The sequence below is a fragment of the Pseudomonas sp. A-RE-22 genome, assembly GCF_019956035.1.
GTDB classification, from domain to species: Bacteria; Pseudomonadota; Gammaproteobacteria; order Pseudomonadales; family Pseudomonadaceae; genus Aquipseudomonas; species Aquipseudomonas brassicacearum.
In genome coordinates, this window is sequence record NZ_JAHBCZ010000003.1 from 135,245 (window position 1) to 157,235 (window position 21,991).

Genomic DNA, 21,991 nt, shown 5'->3' on the forward strand with positions numbered 1-21,991 from the left:
TCTTTTTTCGGCGGCTCGCGTTGGCGCGCCGACTCGATACGTTTGCTTGTTTGGCCGCCTTAGCCTGACAACCCTGGAGTGTCTGGTTTGATCGTCTTTCGTTATCTATCCCGCGAAGTCTTATTGACCTTGAGTGCCGTCAGCGCCGTGCTGCTGGTCATCATCATGAGCGGACGCTTCATCAAATACCTCGCCCAGGCGGCCTCCGGTGCCCTGGACCCGGGCTCGCTGTTCCTGATCATGGGGTTCCGCCTGCCGGGCTTCCTGCAATTGATCCTGCCGCTGGGGTTGTTCCTCGGCATCCTGCTGGCCTACGGGCGCTTGTACCTGGACAGCGAAATGACCGTGCTGTCGGCCACCGGCATGAGCCAACAACGACTGTTTCGCATGACGCTGTTCCCGGCCACGTTGGTGGCGCTGGTGGTGGCCTGGCTGAGCCTGAGCCTGGCACCCCAGGGCGCCAACCAGTTCCAACTGCTGATCAACCAGCAGGACGCCATGACTGAGTTCGACACCTTGGTGCCGGGGCGTTTCCAGGCCCTGCGCGACGGTACGCGGGTGACTTACACCGAACAGCTCTCGGACGATCGGATCGACCTGGCCGGCGTCTTCATTACACAAAAGAACCTGTCTTCGGATACCAAGAAGGACCGTGGCATTTCCGTGCTGGTGGCCGAGAAGGGCCGGCAGGAAATCAATCCCGACGGCAACCGCTACCTGATCCTGGAAAACGGCTATCGCTATGACGGCAAGCCGGGGCAGGCCGATTACCGGGCCATCCAGTACGACACCTATGGCGTGCTGTTGCCCAAGCCCGAGGTCAGCGACGAAGTCACTGACCGCGACGCGATGCCCACCGCCAGCCTGCTGGGCAACGACGACATTCGTGCCCGTACCGAGCTGCAATGGCGCCTGTCCTTGCCGCTGCTGGTATTCATCGTGACCCTCATGGCGGTCCCGCTGTCGCGGGTCAATCCGCGCCAGGGGCGTTTCCTCAAGCTGCTGCCGGCGATTCTTCTCTATATGGCTTACCTGACCATCCTGATTTCCGCCCGCAGTGCGCTGGAGAAAGGCAAGATCCCGCCAGCCCTGGGCCTGTGGTGGGTGCACTCGATCTTCCTGGTCATCGGCCTGGGGTTGCTCTATTGGGAGCCGCTACGCCTGAAGCTGGCCAGTCGTCGCAGCGCGCTGGAGGTGGCCCGTGGTTAAACTCGATCGCTACATCGGCAGCAGCGTGTTCATGGCGATCCTCGCGGTGCTGGGGATCATTCTCGGCCTGGCGACCCTGTTTGCCTTCATCGATGAAATGAGCGACGTCAGCGACACTTATACCCTGATGGACGTCATGAGCTACGTGCTGCTGACCGCGCCTCGGCGGCTGTACGACATGTTGCCGATGGCGGCGCTGATCGGTTGCCTGATCGGCCTGGGCAGCCTGGCCAGCAATAGCGAGCTGACCATCATGCGCGCCGCCGGCGTGTCCATTGGTCGGATCGTCTGGGCGGTGATGAAGCCCATGCTGGTGTTGATGCTGGTGGGTGTGTTGATCGGCGAATACATCGCCCCAGCCACCGAAAATACTGCCCAGGCCAATCGTTCCCTGGCCCAGGGTGGCGGCGATGCGCAAAGCGCCAAGCACGGCCTGTGGCACCGCCAGGGCGACGAATTCATCCACATCAACTCGGTCCAGCCCAACGGCATTCTGTACGGCGTGACCCGTTATCGCTTCGACGACCAGCGGCACATGCTGTCGTCGAGCTTTGCCAAGCGCGCCAATTTCGCCGAGGACCACTGGCAGCTGAGCGATGTCACGACCACCTTGTTCCATGACAAGCGCACCGAGGTGGTCGCCGCCCCGCAGGAGCGTTGGGACGTGTCGATCAGCCCGCAGTTGCTCAGCACCGTGGTGATGGCGCCTGAATCGCTGTCGATTACCGGCTTGTGGGGGTATATCCACTACCTGGCGGACCAGGGCTTGAATAACGGTCGCTACTGGCTGGCTTTTTGGGTCAAGGTGTTGCAACCGTTGGTCACCGCCGCCCTGGTGTTGATGGCGATTTCCTTCATTTTCGGCCCGCTGCGTTCGGTGACCCTTGGCCAGCGGGTGTTTACCGGCGTGCTGGTGGGCTTCACTTTCCGCATTGCCCAGGATCTGCTGGGGCCGTCGAGCCTGGTGTTCGGCTTCTCGCCGTTGTTTGCGGTGCTGGTGCCGGCCGGTATCTGCGCGTTGGCCGGGCTCTGGCTGTTGCGTCGGGCCGGTTGATTGCTCGTGTAGCGAGGGGGCTGTGGGAGCAAGGCTGTGTGGGAGCAAGGCTTGCCCGCGATGAAGGCCCTGTGGTCTTTCATAGATCGAGGTGGCTGTTTCGCGAGCAAGCTTTGCTCCCACTTGCGCGGTGTATCAGGTACAATTCCCGGCTATTTTTCGGCGGGCTATGCCTGCAGCCTTTTTGAGTGTTGATCCGTGAGTGATTTGAGTCATATCCGCAATTTCTCCATCATCGCCCACATTGACCATGGCAAGTCGACGCTGGCCGATCGCTTCATCCAGATGTGCGGCGGCCTGGCCGAGCGTGAAATGGAAGCCCAGGTCCTGGACTCCATGGACCTGGAGCGTGAACGCGGGATCACCATCAAGGCCCACAGCGTTACCCTCTACTACAAGGCCCGCGACGGCATCACCTATCAGTTGAACTTCATCGATACCCCGGGCCACGTCGACTTCACCTATGAAGTCAGCCGGTCGTTGGCGGCCTGTGAAGGTGCGCTGCTGGTGGTCGATGCTGGCCAGGGCGTCGAAGCCCAGTCGGTTGCCAACTGCTATACGGCCATCGAGCAGGGCCTGGAAGTCATGCCGGTGCTGAACAAGATCGACCTGCCCCAGGCCGATCCGGACCGCGTGAAGGAAGAAATCGAGAAAATCATCGGCATTGACGCCACCGACGCGGTCACCTGCAGTGCCAAGACCGGCCTGGGCGTGGACGAAGTGCTCGAGCGCCTGGTGCACACCATTCCCGCGCCGACCGGCAACATCGAGGATCCGCTGCAAGCGTTGATCATCGACTCCTGGTTCGACAACTACCTGGGCGTGGTTTCCCTGGTTCGCGTGCGCCATGGCCGCGTGAAAAAGGGCGACAAGATCCTGGTCAAGTCCACCGGCAAGATCCACCTGGTGGACAGCGTCGGTGTATTCAACCCGAAACACACCGCCACCGTAGACCTGAAGGCCGGTGAAGTGGGCTTCATCATCGCCGGCATCAAGGACATCCACGGGGCGCCGGTCGGCGACACCCTGACCTTGAGCTCTACCCCTGATGTCGATGTGCTGCCAGGTTTCAAACGCATCCAGCCACAGGTCTATGCCGGCCTGTTCCCGGTCAGCTCCGACGATTTCGAGGATTTCCGCGAAGCCCTGCAAAAGCTGACCCTGAACGACTCGTCCCTGCAATACACCCCGGAAAGCTCCGATGCCCTGGGCTTCGGCTTCCGTTGCGGGTTCCTGGGCATGTTGCACATGGAAATCATCCAGGAGCGCCTGGAGCGCGAGTACGACCTGGACCTGATCACCACGGCGCCGACGGTTATTTTCGAGCTGTTGCTCAAGAACGGCGAGACCATCTACGTCGACAACCCGTCCAAGCTGCCGGACCTGTCGGCCATCGAAGACATGCGCGAGCCGATCGTGCGGGCCAACATCCTTGTGCCTCAGGAGCACCTGGGCAACGTCATTACGTTGTGCATCGAGAAGCGTGGCGTACAACACGACATGCTGTTCCTCGGCACGCAGGTCCAGGTGACCTACGACCTGCCGATGAACGAGGTGGTACTGGACTTCTTCGACCGCCTCAAATCCACCAGTCGCGGCTATGCTTCGCTGGACTATCATTTCGATCGTTACCAATCGGCTAATCTGGTGAAGCTGGATGTGCTGATCAACGGTGAGAAAGTCGATGCCCTGGCATTGATCGTGCACCGTGACAACGCGCACTACAAAGGTCGTGCATTGACCGAGAAGATGAAGGAACTGATTCCGCGGCAGATGTTCGATGTGGCAATCCAGGCCGCCATTGGCGGGCAGATTGTGGCGCGTACAACCGTCAAGGCGCTCAGAAAGAACGTATTGGCCAAATGCTACGGTGGCGACGTCAGCCGTAAGCGCAAGCTGTTGGAAAAGCAGAAGGCCGGTAAAAAACGCATGAAGCAGGTCGGTAACGTGGAAATTCCACAAGAAGCCTTCCTTGCGGTGCTCAGGTTGGATAGTTAGGTCCTATGTCGCTAAATTTCCCGCTGTTGCTGGTTATCGCCGTGTTTGTCTGCGGCCTGTTGGCGTTGCTTGATCTGTTGTTCCTGGCGCCTCGGCGCCGGGCGGCCATCGCCTCTTATCAGGGCAGCGTCAGCCAGCCTGATGGTGTGGTGGTCGAAAAGCTCAACAAGGAACCGCTGCTGGTCGAGTACGGCAAGTCGTTCTTCCCGGTGCTGTTCATCGTGCTGGTGCTGCGCTCGTTCCTGGTGGAGCCGTTCCAGATCCCGTCCGGCTCGATGAAGCCGACCCTGGACGTGGGCGATTTCATCCTGGTGAACAAGTTCTCCTACGGGATCCGCCTGCCGGTGATCGACAAGAAGGTCATCGAAGTCGGTGACCCGCAACGCGGCGATGTCATGGTGTTCCGCTTCCCGAGCGACCCGAACGTCAACTACATCAAGCGTGTGGTCGGCCTGCCGGGCGACACGGTTCGCTACACCGCCGACAAGCGCCTGTTCGTCAATGGCGAATCGGTGGCCGAACAGTTGCTCGGTTCCGAGCCGGGTACGCTGGGCAGTGCCGAGCTCTACCGGGAAAAACTCGGCGAGGCCGAGCACCTGATCCGCAAGGAAATGAGCCGCTACCGCGCCACGCCGGACCATTCGTGGACCGTGCCGGCGGGGCACTACTTCATGATGGGCGACAACCGCGACAACTCCAACGACAGCCGGTACTGGGATGATCCGAACATTCCCAAGGACCTGCTGGGCATGGTCCCGGACCGTAACATCGTCGGCAAGGCCTTTGCGGTCTGGATGAGCTGGCCGGAACCCAAACTCAGTCACCTGCCGAATTTCTCGCGGGTTGGCCTGATCAAGTAATCACACACGGCGCTGTTGAACACAGCGCCGAATGCTTTTCTGGAGCCTGCGCAAGGTTGCCCGAAGGCATGAAGCCAACGATAGTCAGGACGTATTTTTGAACACAGCGTTAATTGTCCCAAGCCAACGGCGCCTTGCCGTCGTGGCGGTGGAATCCAGCCACGAACTCAGCGTGGGTAAACCGTGAGCGTTTCTCTAAGCCGTCTCGAGCGCCAGCTCGGCTACACCTTCAAGGACCAGGACCTCATGCTCCTGGCCCTCACTCACCGTAGTTTTGCCGGGCGCAACAACGAACGCCTGGAATTCCTGGGTGATGCCATCCTCAACTTCGTGGCCGGTGAGGCGCTGTTCGAGCGTTTCCCGCTGGCCCGCGAAGGCCAGTTGTCGCGTTTGCGCGCACGATTGGTAAAAGGTGAGACCCTGGCCGTATTGGCCCGTGGTTTCGACCTTGGCGACTATCTGCGCCTGGGCTCTGGTGAGTTGAAAAGCGGCGGTTTCCGTCGCGAGTCGATCCTGGCCGATGCCCTGGAAGCGTTGATTGGTGCGATCTACCTGGATGCAGGCATGGAAATGGCGCGCGAACGCGTGCTGGCCTGGCTGACCTCCGAGATCGACAGCCTGACGCTGGTGGACACCAACAAGGACCCGAAGACCCGTTTGCAGGAGTTCCTGCAATCGCGCAGTTGCGAGCTACCGCGCTACGAAGTCGTGGATATCCAGGGTGAGCCGCATTGCCGTACCTTCTTCGTCGAATGCGAAGTGGTCCTATTGAATGAAAAAAGCCGGGGTCAGGGTGTGAGTCGTCGTATTGCCGAACAGGTAGCGGCCGCCGCAGCACTGATTGCCCTGGGTGTGGAGAATGGCAATGACTGATACAACCGTCACCCGCTGCGGCTATGTCGCCATTGTCGGTCGGCCGAACGTGGGCAAGTCCACGCTGCTGAACCACATCCTGGGCCAGAAGCTGGCAATCACTTCGCGAAAGCCCCAGACCACCCGTCACAACATGCTGGGCATCAAGACCGAAGGCGCCGTGCAGGCGATCTACGTCGACACTCCGGGCATGCACAAGGGCGGCGAAAAGGCCCTGAACCGCTACATGAACAAGACTGCCTCGGCGGCGTTGAAAGACGTCGACGTGGTGATCTTCGTGGTCGACCGCACCAAGTGGACCGAAGAAGACCAGATGGTCCTGGAACGCGTTCAGTACGTGACGGGTCCCTTGATCGTGGCGCTGAACAAGACCGATCGCATCGAAGACAAGGCTGAACTGATGCCGCACCTGACCTGGTTGCAGGAACAGTTGCCGAACGCCCAGATCATCCCGATCTCTGCCCAGCACGGCCATAACCTCGACGCGCTGGAGCGGGTGATTGCCGAACACCTGCCGGAAAACGATCATTTCTTCCCCGAAGACCAGATCACCGACCGCAGCAGCCGTTTCCTCGCTGCCGAGCTGGTGCGTGAGAAAATCATGCGTCAGATGGGCGCCGAGCTGCCCTACCAGATCACGGTCGAGATCGAAGAGTTCAAGCAACAGGGGAAGACCCTGCACATTCATGCGTTGATCCTCGTCGAACGTGACGGCCAGAAGAAAATCATCATTGGCGACAAGGGCGAGCGCATCAAGCGCATCGGCACCGAGGCGCGCAAGGACATGGAGCTGCTGTTCGACTCCAAGATCATGCTCAACCTGTGGGTCAAGGTGAAGGGTGGCTGGTCCGATGACGAGCGGGCATTGCGTTCGTTGGGTTACGGCGATCTGTAATCGTTTACTTGAGTGCATGAATTCCACTGTGGGAGCGAGCCTGCTCGCGATAGCGGTCTGTCAGTCAACATCCCTGTTGAATATCAGTCCCTCATCGCGAGCAGGCTCGCTCCCACAGTGGTTTGTGGTTGTCAGTAAAATCGCATTACTCATTGAGAACTCTGATTCCCATGCCCCCAACCCAACCCACCGGCCAATCCGCCTACGTCCTCCACAGTCGCGCCTACCGCGAAAGCAGCGCCCTGGTGGACTTCCTCACGCCGCAAGGGCGGCTGCGGGCGGTGTTGCGTGGGGCGCGGGGCAAGGCCGGGACGTTGGCGCGGCCGTTCGTGCCGCTGGAAGTCGAGTTCCGTGGCCGGGGCGAGTTGAAAAATGTCGGGCGCATGGAAAGCAATGGCGTTGCGGCGTGGCTCAATGGTGAGGCGCTGTTCAGCGGCCTGTACCTCAATGAACTGCTGATCCGCCTGCTGCCCGCCGAAGATCCCCACCCGGCCGTCTTCGACCACTACGCCGCCACGCTGCTGGCGCTGGCTGAAGGCCGGCCGCTGGAGCCGCTGCTGCGCTCCTTCGAATGGCGACTGCTGGATGACCTGGGCTATGGCTTCGCCCTGAACACTGACCTGCACGGCGAACCCATCGCCGCCGATGGCCTGTACCGCTTGCAGGTGGATGCCGGCCTGGAGCAGGTCTACCTGCTGCAACCGGGGTTGTTCAACGGTGCCGAGCTGCTGGCCATGGCCGAGGCCGACTGGAGTGCGCCGGGCGCCTTGTCGGCAGCCAAGCGGCTGATGCGCCAGGCCCTGGCTGTGCATCTGGGCGGACGGCCACTGGTCAGTCGCGAGTTGTTTCGCAAGCCCTGATCAACCCGTATGCTGTGGGCCGACCATTTGCCCATTCAGGAGCCTTTTCGTGAGCACCAGCAATCGCATTCTTCTCGGCGTGAACATCGACCATGTCGCCACCCTGCGTCAGGCCCGCGGTACGCGTTACCCGGATCCGGTCAAGGCCGCACTGGACGCGGAAGAGGCGGGCGCCGACGGCATCACCGTTCACCTGCGTGAAGACCGTCGTCACATCCAGGAGCGGGACGTGCTGCTGCTCAAGGATGTGCTGCAAACCCGCATGAACTTCGAGATGGGCGTGACCGAAGAAATGATGGCGTTCGCCGAGCGCATCCGCCCGGCGCACATCTGCCTGGTGCCGGAGACGCGCCAGGAGCTGACCACCGAAGGCGGCCTCGACGTGGCGGGGCAGGAGGCGCGGATCAGCATGGCGGTGGAACGCCTGTCGAAGATCGGCGCCGAGGTGTCGCTGTTCATTGATGCCGACGAACGGCAGATCGAGGCGTCCAAGCGTGTTGGCGCGCCGGCCATCGAACTGCACACCGGCCGTTACGCCGATGCCCAGACCCCCACGGATGTGGCCGATGAGCTGCAACGGGTCGCCGATGGCGTCGCCTGTGGCCTGGCCCAGGGCCTGATCGTCAACGCCGGCCATGGCCTGCACTACCATAACGTCGAAGCCGTCGCGGCCATCAAAGGCATCAACGAGCTGAACATCGGCCACGCGCTGGTGGCCCATGCGTTGTTCGTCGGGTTCAAGTCGGCGGTAGCGGAAATGAAAGCGTTGATCCTGGCTGCCGCCAAACCCTGACCCTGCCACCACATCCTGCGGGAGCAAGCTTTGCTCCCACAGGCACCTGTTCCCACAGGTCCCCCCCCAGATTAAGGGTTGTGTCTGGCTGTCAGAGCTGCGGGGATTCCTGGCTAGGCTTGCTCTTGTCGACACCCGGCACGTGCAAGTTGCCCTCGGCCACCTGGTTGCCTTCAAGCTGTGGCTGCGTCACCCAGGTCAGGATGTCGTAGTAGCGACGGATGTTCGCCACGAAATGCACCGGCTCGCCACCGCGGGCGTAGCCATAGCGGGTCTTGCTGTACCACTGTTTCTGCGACAGGCGCGGCAGGATTTTTTTCACATCCAGCCACTTGTTCGGGTTCAGCCCTTCCTTGGCCGCCAGTTTGCGGGCGTCGTCCAGATGACCGCTGCCCACGTTATAGGCGGCGAGGGCGAACCAGGTGCGGTCGGGCTCTTCGATGCTTTCGTCCAGTTGGTCCTTCATGTACGCCAGGTACTTGGCACCGCCCATGATGCTCTGCTTCGGATCCAGGCGGTTGGACACGCCCATGGCCTGGGCCGTGTTCTGGGTCAGCATCATCAGGCCGCGCACGCCGGTCTTGGACGTGACCGCCGGTTGCCACAGCGATTCCTGATAGCCGATCGCGGCCAACAGGCGCCAATCGACTTTCTCTTGCTTGGCGTAGGCCTTGAAGTGCTGTTCGTATTTGGGCAGCCGTTGCTGCAAATGCTGGGCGAATGTGGTGGCGCCCATGTAGCCGAGGACATCGACGTGCCCGTAATAGCGGTCTTTGAGGCGCTGCAAGGTGCCGTTCTTCTGCACCTTTTCCAGGTAGCTGTTGATCTCGTTGAGCAGGCTGTTGTCCTCGCCGGGGGCGACCGCCCAACTCTGACTGCGGGCATCGCCCAGGTCGAAAGCCACGCGCACGTTGGGGAAGTACACCTGGTTCATCGCCACTTCGTTGGAGTCCACCAGGGTCAGGTCGATCTGGCCCTCGTCGACCATGCGCAACAGGTCGACCACTTCGACCGCGTCGGATTCTTCGTATTCGATGCCCGGATACTGCTGCTTCAACTGTGCCAGCTGTTCGGCGTGGGTGCTGCCCTTGAGCACCATGATTTTCTTGCCGGCCAGGGCGGCGGCGTCGGTCGGGCGTGACTGGCCGTTGCGGTAGATGATCTGCGGGGTGACTTCCAGATAGGAGCGGGAAAACCGCACCTGCTTCTTGCGCTGTTCGCTGCTGACCAGGCCCGCGGCGGCCAATACCGGACCGTTGGGCTTGCCGATCTGGCTGAAGAGGTCGTCGAGGTTGTCGGCGGTCTCTATCTTCAGTTCCACCCCCAAATCGTCGGCGAAGCGCTTCACCAGCTCGTATTCGAAGCCGGTTTCACCGTTACGATCCTCAAAGTAGGTGGCGGGGCTGTTTCGGGTAACCACCCGCAGCACGCCATCCTCCTTTACGCGCTCCAGTGTGTTGGGTTTCTCAACACAACCACTGAGCACCAGGAAGAGTCCGGTTGCGATCAGCCATCTGGCATATCGCGGACGCAAAGCCGTTGGGGAAAACATCTGCGCAGTATACGCAAACGGCCCCTACCGCCATATCTCGACAGCAAATGGCCAGTCTGCTAGCCATTGCAAAACATGTCCGCAGCACCGGCCGGCCGGGGTGCGCAGGGCTTTGCGTCGCTGAAAAATAACTCTGCGAAAACCTTGGCGCGGGTGTCCAATTGCGCCGTGTGCGCAAAGACCGACATTCGGCCAGCACCGCGCGTGCCGTTTCGGGTGCCGTTGGCGGCGGTTTAGGCTAGAATGCACGGCCTCAAAGCACACCCCCTTCCCGAGGCTGTCCCGAAGATGTTGATCCTGCGCGGCGCTCCTGCCCTTTCTGCCTTTCGCCACAGCAAACTCCTTGAGCAACTGAGCCAGAAGGTTCCGGCTGTCAGTGGCTTGTATGCTGAATTCGCTCACTTCGCCGAAGTCACCGGCGGTTTGACCGGCGACGAACAGCAGGTGCTTGCGCGCCTTCTGAAGTACGGTCCCAGTGTTCCTGTCCAGGAGCCGGCCGGTCGCCTGTTCCTGGTGCTGCCGCGTTTCGGCACCATTTCGCCATGGTCGAGCAAGGCCAGCGATATCGCCCGCAACTGCGGCCTGGCGAAAGTCCAGCGTCTGGAGCGCGGTATTGCCTTTTATGTCGCCGGTGAGTTCAGCGAGGCCGAGGCCCAACTGATCGCCGACGGTCTGCATGACCGCATGACCCAGGTCGTCCTGGGCAACCTGGAGCAGGCCGCCGGCCTGTTCAGCCACGCCGAACCCAAGCCACTGACCGCCATCGATGTACTGGGCGGCGGCCGTGCCGCGCTGGAAAAAGCCAACGTCGAGCTGGGCCTGGCCCTGGCTGAAGACGAGATCGATTACCTGGTCAACGCCTTCCAGGGCTTGAAGCGCAACCCGCACGACATCGAACTGATGATGTTCGCCCAGGCCAACTCCGAGCACTGTCGCCACAAGATCTTCAACGCCAGTTGGGACATTGATGGCCAGGACCAGGAAAAAAGCCTGTTCGGCATGATCAAGAACACCTACCAGATGCACAACGAAGGTGTGCTGTCGGCCTACAAGGACAACGCGGCGGTGATCGTCGGCAACGTTGCCGGTCGCTTCTACCCGAACCCTGAGACCCGCCAGTACGGTGCGGTCCAGGAACCGGTGCACATCCTCATGAAGGTCGAGACCCACAACCACCCGACGGCGATTGCCCCGTTCCCGGGCGCGTCCACCGGTTCCGGTGGCGAGATCCGCGACGAAGGCGCCACCGGGCGCGGTGCCAAGCCCAAGGCCGGCCTGACCGGCTTCACCGTGTCGAACCTGCAGATCCCGGGCTTCGAACAGCCGTGGGAAAAGCCGTACGGCAAGCCTGAGCGCATCGTCAACGCCCTGGACATCATGATCGAAGGTCCCCTGGGGGGCGCGGCGTTCAACAACGAATTCGGCCGTCCGGCCCTGACCGGCTATTTCCGTACCTTCGAACAGTCCATCACCACCCCGCGTGGTGAGGAAGTCCGTGGTTACCACAAGCCGATCATGTTGGCTGGTGGCATGGGCAACATCCGCGCCGAACACGTGCAGAAAGGCGAGATCCTGGTCGGCTCCAAGCTGATCGTCCTCGGTGGCCCGGCCATGCTCATCGGCCTGGGCGGCGGCGCCGCTTCCTCCATGGCCACCGGCACCAGCTCGGCGGACCTGGACTTCGCTTCGGTCCAACGGGAAAACCCGGAAATGGAACGCCGTTGCCAGGAAGTCATCGACCGTTGCTGGCAGTTGGGTGACCACAACCCCATCAGCTTCATCCACGACGTCGGCGCGGGCGGCCTGTCCAACGCCTTCCCGGAACTGGTCAACGACGGTGGCCGCGGTGGCCGCTTCGAACTGCGCAACATTCCAAACGACGAGCCGGGCATGGCCCCGCACGAAATCTGGAGCAACGAGTCCCAAGAACGTTACGTCCTGGCGGTCGGCCCGGCGGACTTCGAGCGCTTCAAGGCTATTTGCGAGCGCGAGCGCTGCCCGTTCGCGGTAGTGGGTGAAGCCACCGCCGAGCCGCAACTGACCGTCACCGACAGCCATTTCGGCAACAGCCCGGTGGACATGCCGCTGGAAGTGCTGCTGGGCAAGGCCCCGCGCATGCACCGTTCGGCCGTTCGCGAAGCCGAGCTGGGCGACGATTTCGATCCGTCGACCCTCGACCTCGCCGAGTCCATCGAGCGCGTGCTGCATCACCCGGCCGTGGCGAGCAAGAGCTTTTTGATCACCATCGGCGACCGCACCATCACCGGCCTCGTGGCCCGTGACCAGATGGTCGGCCCGTGGCAGGTGCCGGTGGCTGACGTGGCCGTGACCGCCACCAGCTTCGACGTCTACACCGGTGAAGCCATGGCGATGGGCGAGCGCACACCGCTGGCACTGCTGGACGCCCCGGCGTCGGGCCGCATGGCGATTGGCGAGACCCTGACCAACATTGCGGCTTCGCGCATCGGCAAGATTTCCGACATCAAGCTGTCGGCCAACTGGATGTCCGCCGCCGGTCACCCGGGTGAAGACGCCCGCCTGTACGACACGGTCAAGGCTGTCGGCATGGAGCTGTGCCCTGAGCTGGGTATCACCATTCCGGTGGGCAAGGACTCCATGTCCATGGCCACGCGCTGGAACGACGAAGGCGTGGACAAGAGCGTGACTTCGCCGCTGTCGCTGATCGTGACCGGTTTCGCCCCGGTCACCGACATCCGCCAGACCTTGACCCCGCAACTGCGCATGGACAAGGGCACCACCGATCTGATCCTGATCGACCTGGGCCGTGGCCAGAACCGCATGGGCGCCTCGATCCTGGCCCAGGTGCACGGCAAGCTCGGCTCGCAAGCGCCGGACGTCGATGATGCCGAAGACCTGAAGGCATTCTTCGCCGTCATCCAGGGTCTCAACGCCGACGGTCACCTGCTGGCCTACCACGACCGTTCCGACGGCGGTTTGCTGACCACCGTGGTGGAAATGGCCTTTGCCGGCCACTGCGGCCTGAGCCTGACCCTCGACAGCGTTGCCGAGTCCAAGGCCGAAATCCCGGCCATCCTGTTCAACGAAGAGTTGGGCGCGGTGATCCAGGTTCGCCAGGACGCCACCCCGGACATCCTCGCCCAGTTCAGCGCAGCTGGCCTGGCCGACTGCGTCTCGGTGATCGGCCAGCCGATCAACAACGCCCACATCAACATCACCTTCAATGGCGACACCGTCTTTGAAGGCCAGCGCAGCCTGTTGCAGCGCCAGTGGGCGGAAACCAGCTACCAGATCCAGCGCCTGCGCGACAACGCCGATTGCGCCGAGCAGGAATTCGACGCGCTGCTGGAAGAAGACAACCCGGGCCTGAGCGCCAAGCTCAGCTACGACGTCAACCACGACGTGGCCGCGCCCTACATCAAGAAAGGCATTCGCCCACAAGTGGCGGTCCTGCGCGAGCAGGGCGTCAACGGTCAGGTGGAAATGGCGGCGGCATTCGACCGCGCCGGCTTCAACGCGATCGACGTGCACATGAGCGACATCCTCGCCGGTCGTGTCGACCTGAACGACTTCAAGGGCATGGTCGCTTGCGGCGGTTTCTCCTACGGTGACGTGTTGGGTGCCGGTGAAGGCTGGGCCAAGTCGGCGCTGTTCAACAGCCGCGCCCGCGATGCGTTCCAGGGTTTCTTCGAACGCACCGACAGTTTCACCCTCGGCGTGTGCAACGGTTGCCAGATGATGTCCAACCTGCACGAGCTGATCCCGGGCAGCGAGTTCTGGCCGCACTTCGTGCGTAACCGTTCCGAGCAGTTCGAAGCCCGCGTGGCGATGGTCCAGGTGCAGGAGTCGAATTCGATCTTCCTGCAGGGCATGGCCGGTTCGCGCATGCCGATCGCCATCGCCCACGGCGAAGGCCACGCGGAATTCGAAAGCGAAGAAGCGTTGCTCGAGGCCGACTTGTCCGGTTGTGTGTCGCTGCGCTTCGTCGACAACCACGGCAAGGTCACCGAAACCTACCCGGCCAACCCGAACGGCTCGCCGCGCGGGATCACCGGCCTGACCAGCCGCGACGGCCGCGTCACGATCATGATGCCGCACCCCGAGCGTGTATTCCGCGCGGTGCAGAACTCGTGGCGTTCGGACGACTGGAACGAAGACGCGCCATGGATGCGCATGTTCCGCAACGCCCGCGTCTGGGTGAACTAAGGCGGTGTACAAGCTCTGCTTCTTCGTTCCGGCCAGCCATCTGGACGTGGTCAAAAACGCCGTATTCGCTGCCGGTGGCGGGCGAATCGGCGACTATGACCACTGCGCCTGGCAAGTGTTGGGCCTGGGCCAGTTTCGCCCGTTGGACGGCAGCCAGCCGTTCATTGGCGAAGCAGGGCAGGTCGAGCAGGTCGAGGAATGGAAGGTGGAACTGGTGGTGGCCGATGAGTTGATCCGCCCAGTGGTGGAGGCGCTGAAGCACAGCCATCCCTACGAGACACCGGCGTATGAAGTGTGGCGGTTGGAGGATTTCTGATCCTCTGGCGCTTGAAATGAAAAACCCGCTGATGGATTCAGCGGGTTTTTTATTGCCCGTGATTCTGTGTACATGAACCCTCGCCACGGGGATTGCGCTGTGTCAGATATAGTTGTGGGGTGTGTACAGGCCCCATCGCGAGCAAGCTCGCTCCCACAGTGGATGGGTGTCGTTCACAAAACAAGTGATCGACACCGAACCCTGTGGGAGCGAGCTTGCTCGCGATGGCGTACTTTCAGGCAACGAAAACTCAGGCTTTGACACCCGCCTGACGACTCGGCACCACCGCCTCCAACGCCCGCCACAACCCTGGCGCTTTTTCCCCTAGCAACAAGTGCCACACACCATCCTCCAGCGAGCTGACCCCCTGGCAACCCAGCGCCTTGAGCTGGCTTTCCGACAACCCTTTGCCATCGGCCAGTTGCACGCGCAAACGGCTCATCGCCACGCAATCGAGCTGCACCACATTCCCGCCACCGCCCAGGGCCGCGAGCCATTGTTGCGCTTCGGCTTCGGAGACGACAGCCGGTGGGGCAGACGCAACCACTTCGGCCACGGATGCGCTGGCTGGCCGTTCGGAAGAGGGCAACGCCAAGCGGATTTCATCGGCGATGCTGTCGGCCATCGGCCCCACCACCACCTGCAGGCTGCCGCCGTGGCCGGGGCGGACCACGGCCATGGCGCCGAGGGCCTTGAGCTGGGCGTCGGACGCCTTGTTGCGATCTATCAGGTCCAGTCGCAGGCGCGTGGTGCAGGCGCCGAGGGTGATCAGGTTGTCAGCGCCGCCCAACGCTTGGATGTAGGCAGCGGCCCGCTGGTTTTCGGCGATGGCCGGTTTGTCGCCCGCCGGTACCTCTTCGCGCCCCGGCGTCTTCAGGTCGAAGCGGCGGATGCAGAAGTCGAACACCAGGTAATAGATCGCCGCGTAGGCCAGGCCCACCGGGACGACCAGCCAGCCGTTAGTGGATTCGCCCCAGCCCAGGACCATGTCGATGAAACCGCCGGAGAAGGTAAAGCCCAAGTGGATGTTCAGTAGATTAGTCACCGCCATCGACAGGCCGGTGAGCAGCGCGTGGACCAGGTACAACAGCGGCGCAAGGAACATGAAGGCGAATTCGATCGGTTCGGTGACACCGGTCAGAAACGAGGTCAGCGCCATGGACAGCAGGATCCCGCCCATGACCTTACGTCGCTGGGGCAGGGCGTTGCGGTACATCGCCAGGCACGCCGCGGGCAGACCGAAGAGCATCACCGGGAACATCCCGGTCATGAACTGGCCGCCCTTGGGGTCGCCGGCGAAATAACGGGTCAGGTCCCCGGTGACCACCGCCCCGGTCGTCGGGTCGGTAAAGCTGCCGAAGATGAACCAGGCCATGTTGTTGAGGATGTGGTGCAAGCCGGTGACGATCAGCAACCGATTGAATACACCGAAGACGAACGCGCCGAAGCTGCCGCTGGCCATCAGCAGCTCGCCGAAGCTGTTGATGCCGTGCTGGATCGGCGGCCAGATCAGGCCGAACACGACGCCGAGACCGACGGCGCTGAAGCCGGTGACAATCGGCACGAAGCGTCGGCCGCCAAAGAACGCCAGGTACTCCGGCAGCTTGATGTCCTTGAAGCGGTTGTACAGCGCGCCGGCCAGCAGACCACTGATGATCCCGGCGAGCATGCCCATGTTGATGCTGGCGTCGAGCACCTTCAGCGTCGCGATCATCACCAGGTAACCGATGGCCCCGGCCAGCCCCGCCGTGCCGTTGTTGTCCCGGGCGAAACCCACAGAGATGCCGATGGCGAAGATCATCGGCAGGTTGGCGAAAATCGCTTCGCCGGCATCGTGGATGATCGCGATATTCAACAGGTCCGTGTCACCCAGGCGCAGCAGCAGGCCGGCTATCGGCAGGATCGCGATGGGCAACATCAGCGCCCGGCCGAGGCGTTGCAGCCCTTCAATGAAATGCTGGTACATGGCGTCTCTCCTTTTATTGTTGTCCGACGTGGCTCAGCCCAGGGGCCAGTGTTGATGGCAGGCCTGGCGCACGGCGGCGGCACTGGCCAGGTTCAGCAAATCGGTACTGACGCGGCGGCACTGGGCGGCATCGAGGTGACGCACGCGGTCCTTGATTTCGCCGACCTGCGGCGGGCTGACCGACAGCTCCCGTACGCCCAGGCCTATCAGCACCGGTGTGGCCAGGGGATCGGAAGCCAAGGCCCCGCATACGCCAACCCAGCGCCCATGCTTGGCGGCGCCAGCGCAGGTCTGGGCGATCAGTCGCAACAGCGCCGGGTGCAAGGCATCGACCCGGGCGGCGAGGCCGGCGTGGTCGCGGTCCATGGCGAGGGTGTACTGGGACAGGTCGTTGGTGCCAATGGACAGGAAGTCCGCGTGCTCGGCCAGTTGCTCGGCCAGCAGGGCGGCGGCTGGTACTTCGATCATCACCCCCAGTTGCGGGCGTTCGCTCAGGCCGAGTTCGGCACCCAAGGCGTCGAGACGCTGGCGGATGTGCAGCAGTTCGTCAACCTCGGTAACCATCGGCAACAAAATCCGGCAGCGGTGCAGTGGGCGAGTCTGCAGCAGGGCTCGCAATTGCTGATCCAGCAGTTCCGGGCGCACCTGGGCCAGGCGAATGCCCCGCAGGCCGAGCACCGGGTTGGCTTCGGCCGGCAGCGGCAGGTAATCCAATTGTTTGTCGCCACCGACGTCGATGGTGCGGATGATCACTGGCCTGTCGCCCATGGCATCGAGCACGGCCTGATAGGCCTGGCGTTGCTCTTCGTCGTCGGGGGCAGTGTGGCGGTCGACGAAGAGAAACTCGGTGCGCAGCAAGCCAACGCCATCGGCGCCGTTGGCAAAGGCCTGGCTGGCTTCGGCGCTGGAGGCGACGTTAGCGGCAACTTCAACCTCCACCCCATCGACGGTTCGCGCCGGCGTGTGGGCGAGGGTCTGTTGCTGGGCGCGCAGGGCTGTGCGTCGGGTCTGTGCTTGCTGCACCTGCGCCAGGCGCTCGGCGGTTGGCGTGAGTTCGAGGCGGCCGCCGTCGGCGTCCAGCACCACCGATTGCCCCGGTGCCTGTGCAAGCAGTGCCTCGCCCAATGCCACCAGGCAGGGCAGGCCTTTGCCACGGGCCAGGATCGCCACGTGGGACGTCGCGCCGCCCTCGGCCATGCACACACCGGCCACGCCTTGGGCGCTGAGTTGCAACAGGTCCGATGGGGTCAGTTCCTGCGCGACGACAATGGCGCCCGCCGGTACGTCGAATTGCCAGGCTTCCCCCAACAGCACCCGCAAGACCCGCTGGCGCAAGTCGTGCAAATCATTGGCGCGCTCGGCCAGCAGCGTGCTTTGCAGTTGCCGCAGCACTTGGCACTGCTCGTCGATGGAGCGGCTCCAAGCGTGGGGCGCGGCGCAACCTTGTTCGATCGACAGGTCGGCGGCGTCCAGCAGGACCGGATCTTCCAACAATGCCAAGTGGGCGCTGAAGATCGCTTGCTCATCGACGTGGCGCCGGGCCTTGGCGTTGTCCAGGGTCAATTGGATCTCGCGACTGACCTGCGCCAAGGCATCGCGAAGCCGTTGCCGTTGTTCTGCGACGTCGTGACCCCCGACATCCTCGGGCAACTGAATGCCTTCCAGGTGAACCAGCGCTCCACTGACCAGGCCGGGCGCGGCGCATACGCCGTGCAGCACACCGTCTTCGGCGCTACGGCTGGGCGCCTTGGCCGGCGGTGCCTCGGCATGGGCCTCTTCGGCCAGGGCTGTGGATAATGTTTTCAGCAGCGCTTGCAACGCCGCCTCGGCATCGCTGCCACGGCAACTGACGTGCACTTCGGCCTGTTCGGTGATCGCCAGGCCCATCATGCCCATCACACTGTCGCAGGACGCCAATCGACCGCTGAAGTGCAGGTGCGAGCGACTCTTGAAGCCTTGGGCGGTCTGGCGAACCAAGGCGGCCGGCCGCGCGTGCAGGCCGCCTCGATGAGCGATGCGGATCTGGCCGAACACTTCGATGCCGACGTCCGCTTCATCGTCGCGTGTTTCACCCGGTGTCTTGCTGACGATGTGCAGCAACGGCTCGCCGACCTTGACCCCTTTGAGGGTAATCGGCCGAGCCTGGAAGTGCTCGCCATTGGTGATGATCAGCAGGCTGACCAGGCTTTTGCAGCGCTGTGCCACGCTGTCCAGGTCATAACGCAGCAGCGCCTGGCCGTTGCTGACCCGCGTGCCCTCCTTGACCAGCATGGAAAAACCGTCGCCCTGCAATTCGACAGTGTCCAGCCCCAGATGCAGCAGCAGTTCGGCGCCGTTGTCGGCCCGCAGGGTCACGGCGTGGCCGGTGCGAGCGACGTGGATCACCTCGCCGTCACAGGGGGCGTAGAGGGTGTCGTTCAGCGGATCGATGGCGATCCCGTCGCCCATGGCGCCGCTGGCGAACACCGCGTCCGGGACGTTGGCGAGGGTGAGCACCGGCCCGCTGAGCGGGGCGCTGAGGGTCAGCTCTTTATTGTTGTTGGGCATGGGCTCGCTCTCTTTGTAATTTCGTTGACCTTGCGTTAAAGGATTGTCGGTTCAGTGGGTCCGGGTGACCTTGCTCAAGTGCCGTGGCTGGTCCGGGTCCAGGCCTCGGGCCTCAGCCAGGCTGGCGGCCATGCGGTAAAAGCTCTGGATCGCCAGGATCGGGTCCAGGGCCGGGTGTTCGGCGCGGGACAGCGTCAGGTTGCGCTCGGCGATGTCATCGGGCGCGGCCAGTAGCACCCGGGCGCCGCGTTGGCGCATGTCGGCGGCCAGGCTCAACACACCAGCCTGCTCGGCGCCGCGCGGGGCGAACACCAACAGCGGGTAATCTGCATCGATCAGTGCCATCGGCCCGTGGCGGACCTCGGCGCTGCTGAAGGCTTCGGCCTGGATCGCTGAGGTTTCCTTGAATTTGAGCGCGGCTTCCTGGGCGATGGCGAACCCGGCGCCACGGCCGATGACCATCAAGCGCTGGCCGTCACGCAGGGCCTCGACGGCGGCGCTCCAATCCTGGCTCGCGGCATCGCGCAGGCCTTCGGGCAGCGCGGTGCCGGCTTCGAGCAATTCTGCATCGTCTTTCCAATGGGCCACCAGACGCGCGCTGGCGCTGAGAGTGGCGATGAAACTCTTGGTCGCGGCGACACTGCTTTCGATGCCGGCGCACAAGGGCACGCTGAATTCACAGGCCGCCTCCAGCGGAGAGTCCTCTGCGTTGACCATCGCCACACTCAACGCGCCGCGCTTGCGCAACAGGCGCAGGCTGTTCACCAGGTCCGGGCTTTGCCCCGATTGGGAGAATGCGAACGCCACCTGGCCGCTGACCTTCAGCGGCGCCTGCTGCATGGTCACCACCGACATCGGCAGCGACGCCACCGGCAACCCCAGTTGTTGCATGGTCAGGTAGGCAAAGTAGCTGGCGGCGTGGTCGGAGCTGCCACGGGCCACGGTCATCGCCACTTGCGGCGGTTGGCGGCGCAGACGCCCGGCAATTTCCTGCAGGGCGGGGTCCAATAGCCGCAATTGGCGCTCGACGGCGGCGGACGAGGCCAGGGCCTCTTCAAGCATTTTGGAAGTCAATGGCTTCTCCTTCGACCATCACGTCGATCAGGTTCAGGGCACGATCAAGGCGCACACAGTCAGCCCAGGCGCCGGGTTGCAGGCGTCCGCGCTCGGGCAGGCCGAGGTAGTCGGCGGGGAATTGCGACAGGCGTTGCGAGGCTTCGGCGAGGGGCAGGCCGATCTTCACCAGGTTGCGCAGGGCCTGGTCCATGGTCAGGGTGCTGCCGGCCAGCGTGCCGTCGGCCAGGCGCACACCGCCGAGGCATTTGGTCACGGTGTGGCTGCCCAGCTTGTATTCGCCGTCGGGCATTCCGGCGGCGGCGGTGGAGTCGGTGACGCAATACAGGCACGGGATCGCACGCAAGGCCACGCGCATGGCACCGGGGTGCACGTGCAGCAAATCGGGAATCAACTCGGCATATCGGGCATGGGCCAGAGCCGCGCCGACGATGCCCGGTTCGCGGTGATGCAACGGGCTCATGGCGTTGTACAAATGGGTGAAACTGCTGGCCCCGGCCGCCAGTGCCGCGACGCCTTCTTCGTAACTGCCCAGGGTATGGCCGATCTGCATGCGCACGCCCCGGGCGCTGAGCGCGCGAATCAAGGCGTCGTGCCCGGCGATTTCCGGTGCGATGGTAATCACCCGGATCGGTGCCAGGGCCAGGTAGGCCTCCACTTCGGCCATCAACGCGGTGTGGGCGAAATTCGGTTGGGCACCGAGTTTGCCGGGGTTGATATAGGGGCCTTCCAAATGCACCCCCAGCACGCGTGCGCTGCCGCTGGGCCGCTGTTCGCAGAACTCACCGAGGGCCTTGAGTACGCTGGCGATTTCTTCGCTCGGCGCGGTCATGGTGGTGGCGAGCAGCGCCGTGGTGCCGAAGCGCACGTGGGTGCGGGCAATGGTTTCGAACGCTGGCGCGCCTTCCATGATGTCTTTGCCGCCGCCGCCGTGCACATGCAGGTCGATGAAGCCGGGCAGCAGGTAGGGCAGGTCGTTGCTCGCCGGGTCGCAGGGCTGGCCTTCGACGGACACGACCTTGCCGTGTTCGTGGACCAGGCGGCCGCGTATCCAGCCGTTGGCGGTGAGGATGTTGTCTTCGGACATTGGGATTCTCTGGTCGTCTAGCGCCGCAGCTCTGCGACAAAGTCGTAGTAGTCGTTGCGGCAATAGGTGTCGGTGACTTCGATGGGCGTGTTGTCTTCCAGGTAGCCGACCCGGGTCATCAGTAGCATTGCGGTGCCGGGGGCAATGCCCACCAGGGCGGCGAACTCGTCCGAGGCGTTGATGGCCTGGATGTGTTGCAGGGCGCGCACCACCGGTTTGCCGATGCCATCGAGGAATTCATAAAGCGAATCGCCCACCGCCTGTGGCTTGGGAATGATTGATGCGGGCAGGGTGCTCATCTCGATGGCCATGACCGTGTTGTCGGCCTTGCGCAGCCGTTTGAGCCGGGCGACTTTGTCAGTGGGTGACAGGCCCAGGCGAATCAGTTCTTCGTGGGTTGGCGGGGTGATTTCCCGCTCCAGCCACTGGGAGCCGGGCACGAAGCCTTTGAGCCGGAGCATTTCGCTGAACCCGCTGAGGCGCGAGAGCGGTTGTTCGAGGCGCGGGGTGATGAACGTTCCCGAGCCTTGGTTGCGGCGGATCAGGCCTTGTTCGAACAGTACTTCCAGCGCTTTGCGGGCGGTGACCCGGGAAATGCCCAGTTGCTCGCTCAAGCTGCGTTCGGAGGGCATTGCTTGCTCGGCTTTCCACTGGCCGGCGTGGATAGCGGCCTCCAGGTTGCGGGCCAGTTGCAGGTAGAGCGGGGTGGGTTGGGTGTCGTC

At 63.0% G+C, this 21,991-nt stretch carries 16 protein-coding genes; 10 read left to right on the forward strand and 6 right to left on the reverse strand.

The genetic code is table 11. From position 1 onward, the window contains the following. Positions 1-87 precede the first annotated feature (87 nt). From lptF to pdxJ, 8 genes are all read left to right on the forward strand, one after another. A complete protein-coding gene (gene lptF, locus KGA89_RS02260) occupies positions 88-1,209 on the forward strand; it encodes an LPS export ABC transporter permease LptF (RefSeq protein WP_223470414.1) in 1,122 nt (373 codons plus the stop codon). Then, positions 1,202-2,263: an LPS export ABC transporter permease LptG gene (gene lptG / locus KGA89_RS02265; RefSeq protein ID WP_057448993.1), complete on the forward strand. Its 1,062-nt coding sequence runs from the start codon at positions 1,202-1,204 to the stop codon at positions 2,261-2,263. Before lptF ends, lptG begins: the two co-directional genes overlap by 8 nt. 198 nt (positions 2,264-2,461) lie before the next feature. Next, entirely contained in the window at positions 2,462-4,261 is a 1,800-nt protein-coding gene (lepA, locus tag KGA89_RS02270; RefSeq protein WP_003205274.1) for a translation elongation factor 4, read from the forward strand. Between the two features lie 5 nt (positions 4,262-4,266). Beyond that, positions 4,267-5,121 (forward strand): signal peptidase I, encoded by an 855-nt coding sequence (gene lepB, locus KGA89_RS02275; protein ID WP_003205272.1) that lies wholly within the window; start codon positions 4,267-4,269, stop codon positions 5,119-5,121. A gap of 183 nt (positions 5,122-5,304) precedes the next feature. Next, a complete protein-coding gene (rnc, locus tag KGA89_RS02280; protein WP_003205268.1) occupies positions 5,305-5,994 on the forward strand; it encodes a ribonuclease III in 690 nt (229 codons plus the stop codon). Then, positions 5,987-6,889, forward strand: a complete 903-nt coding sequence (gene era / locus KGA89_RS02285) for a GTPase Era (protein ID WP_003205264.1) — start codon at positions 5,987-5,989, stop codon at positions 6,887-6,889. The genes rnc and era overlap by 8 nt, the downstream gene beginning before the upstream one ends. A 170-nt stretch (positions 6,890-7,059) precedes the next feature. Further along, complete coding sequence (gene recO, locus KGA89_RS02290) at positions 7,060-7,749, forward strand: DNA repair protein RecO (RefSeq protein ID WP_003205262.1); 690 nt, start codon at positions 7,060-7,062, stop codon at positions 7,747-7,749. 49 nt (positions 7,750-7,798) lie between these two features. Next, positions 7,799-8,542, forward strand: coding sequence for a pyridoxine 5'-phosphate synthase (pdxJ, locus tag KGA89_RS02295; RefSeq protein ID WP_003205260.1), 744 nt, complete (start codon positions 7,799-7,801; stop codon positions 8,540-8,542). Between the two features lie 91 nt (positions 8,543-8,633). On the opposite strand, the gene mltF is transcribed toward pdxJ, so the two are convergent. Further along, positions 8,634-10,094: a membrane-bound lytic murein transglycosylase MltF gene (mltF, locus tag KGA89_RS02300; RefSeq protein ID WP_003205258.1), complete on the reverse strand. Its 1,461-nt coding sequence runs from the start codon at positions 10,092-10,094 to the stop codon at positions 8,634-8,636. A 288-nt stretch (positions 10,095-10,382) separates the two neighbouring features. On the opposite strand from mltF, the gene purL reads away from it, so the two are divergent. Both purL and KGA89_RS02310 read left to right on the forward strand, forming a co-directional pair. Then, positions 10,383-14,279, forward strand: coding sequence for a phosphoribosylformylglycinamidine synthase (gene purL / locus KGA89_RS02305; protein WP_003205256.1), 3,897 nt, complete (start codon positions 10,383-10,385; stop codon positions 14,277-14,279). A gap of 4 nt (positions 14,280-14,283) precedes the next feature. After that, positions 14,284-14,595: a YqfO family protein gene (locus KGA89_RS02310; RefSeq protein ID WP_003205254.1), complete on the forward strand. Its 312-nt coding sequence runs from the start codon at positions 14,284-14,286 to the stop codon at positions 14,593-14,595. 250 nt (positions 14,596-14,845) lie between these two features. Here the strand turns inward: KGA89_RS02310 and nagE are convergent, their stop codons facing one another. The 5 genes from nagE to KGA89_RS02335 all read right to left on the reverse strand — a co-directional run. Then, positions 14,846-16,561 carry an N-acetylglucosamine-specific PTS transporter subunit IIBC gene (gene nagE / locus KGA89_RS02315; protein ID WP_223470415.1) on the reverse strand — a complete coding sequence of 572 codons (1,716 nt, stop codon included), beginning with the start codon at positions 16,559-16,561 and terminating at the stop codon, positions 14,846-14,848. Between the two features lie 33 nt (positions 16,562-16,594). After that, complete coding sequence (gene ptsP, locus KGA89_RS02320) at positions 16,595-19,108, reverse strand: phosphoenolpyruvate--protein phosphotransferase (protein ID WP_223470416.1); 2,514 nt, start codon at positions 19,106-19,108, stop codon at positions 16,595-16,597. Between the two features lie 51 nt (positions 19,109-19,159). After that, positions 19,160-20,182 (reverse strand): SIS domain-containing protein, encoded by a 1,023-nt coding sequence (locus KGA89_RS02325; RefSeq protein ID WP_003205249.1) that lies wholly within the window; start codon positions 20,180-20,182, stop codon positions 19,160-19,162. Beyond that, positions 20,163-21,269: an N-acetylglucosamine-6-phosphate deacetylase gene (gene nagA / locus KGA89_RS02330; protein WP_003205247.1), complete on the reverse strand. Its 1,107-nt coding sequence runs from the start codon at positions 21,267-21,269 to the stop codon at positions 20,163-20,165. The genes KGA89_RS02325 and nagA overlap by 20 nt, the downstream gene beginning before the upstream one ends. 17 nt (positions 21,270-21,286) lie before the next feature. After that, positions 21,287-21,991: GntR family transcriptional regulator (locus KGA89_RS02335; protein WP_223470417.1), on the reverse strand; the 705-nt coding region annotated here is incomplete at its 5' end.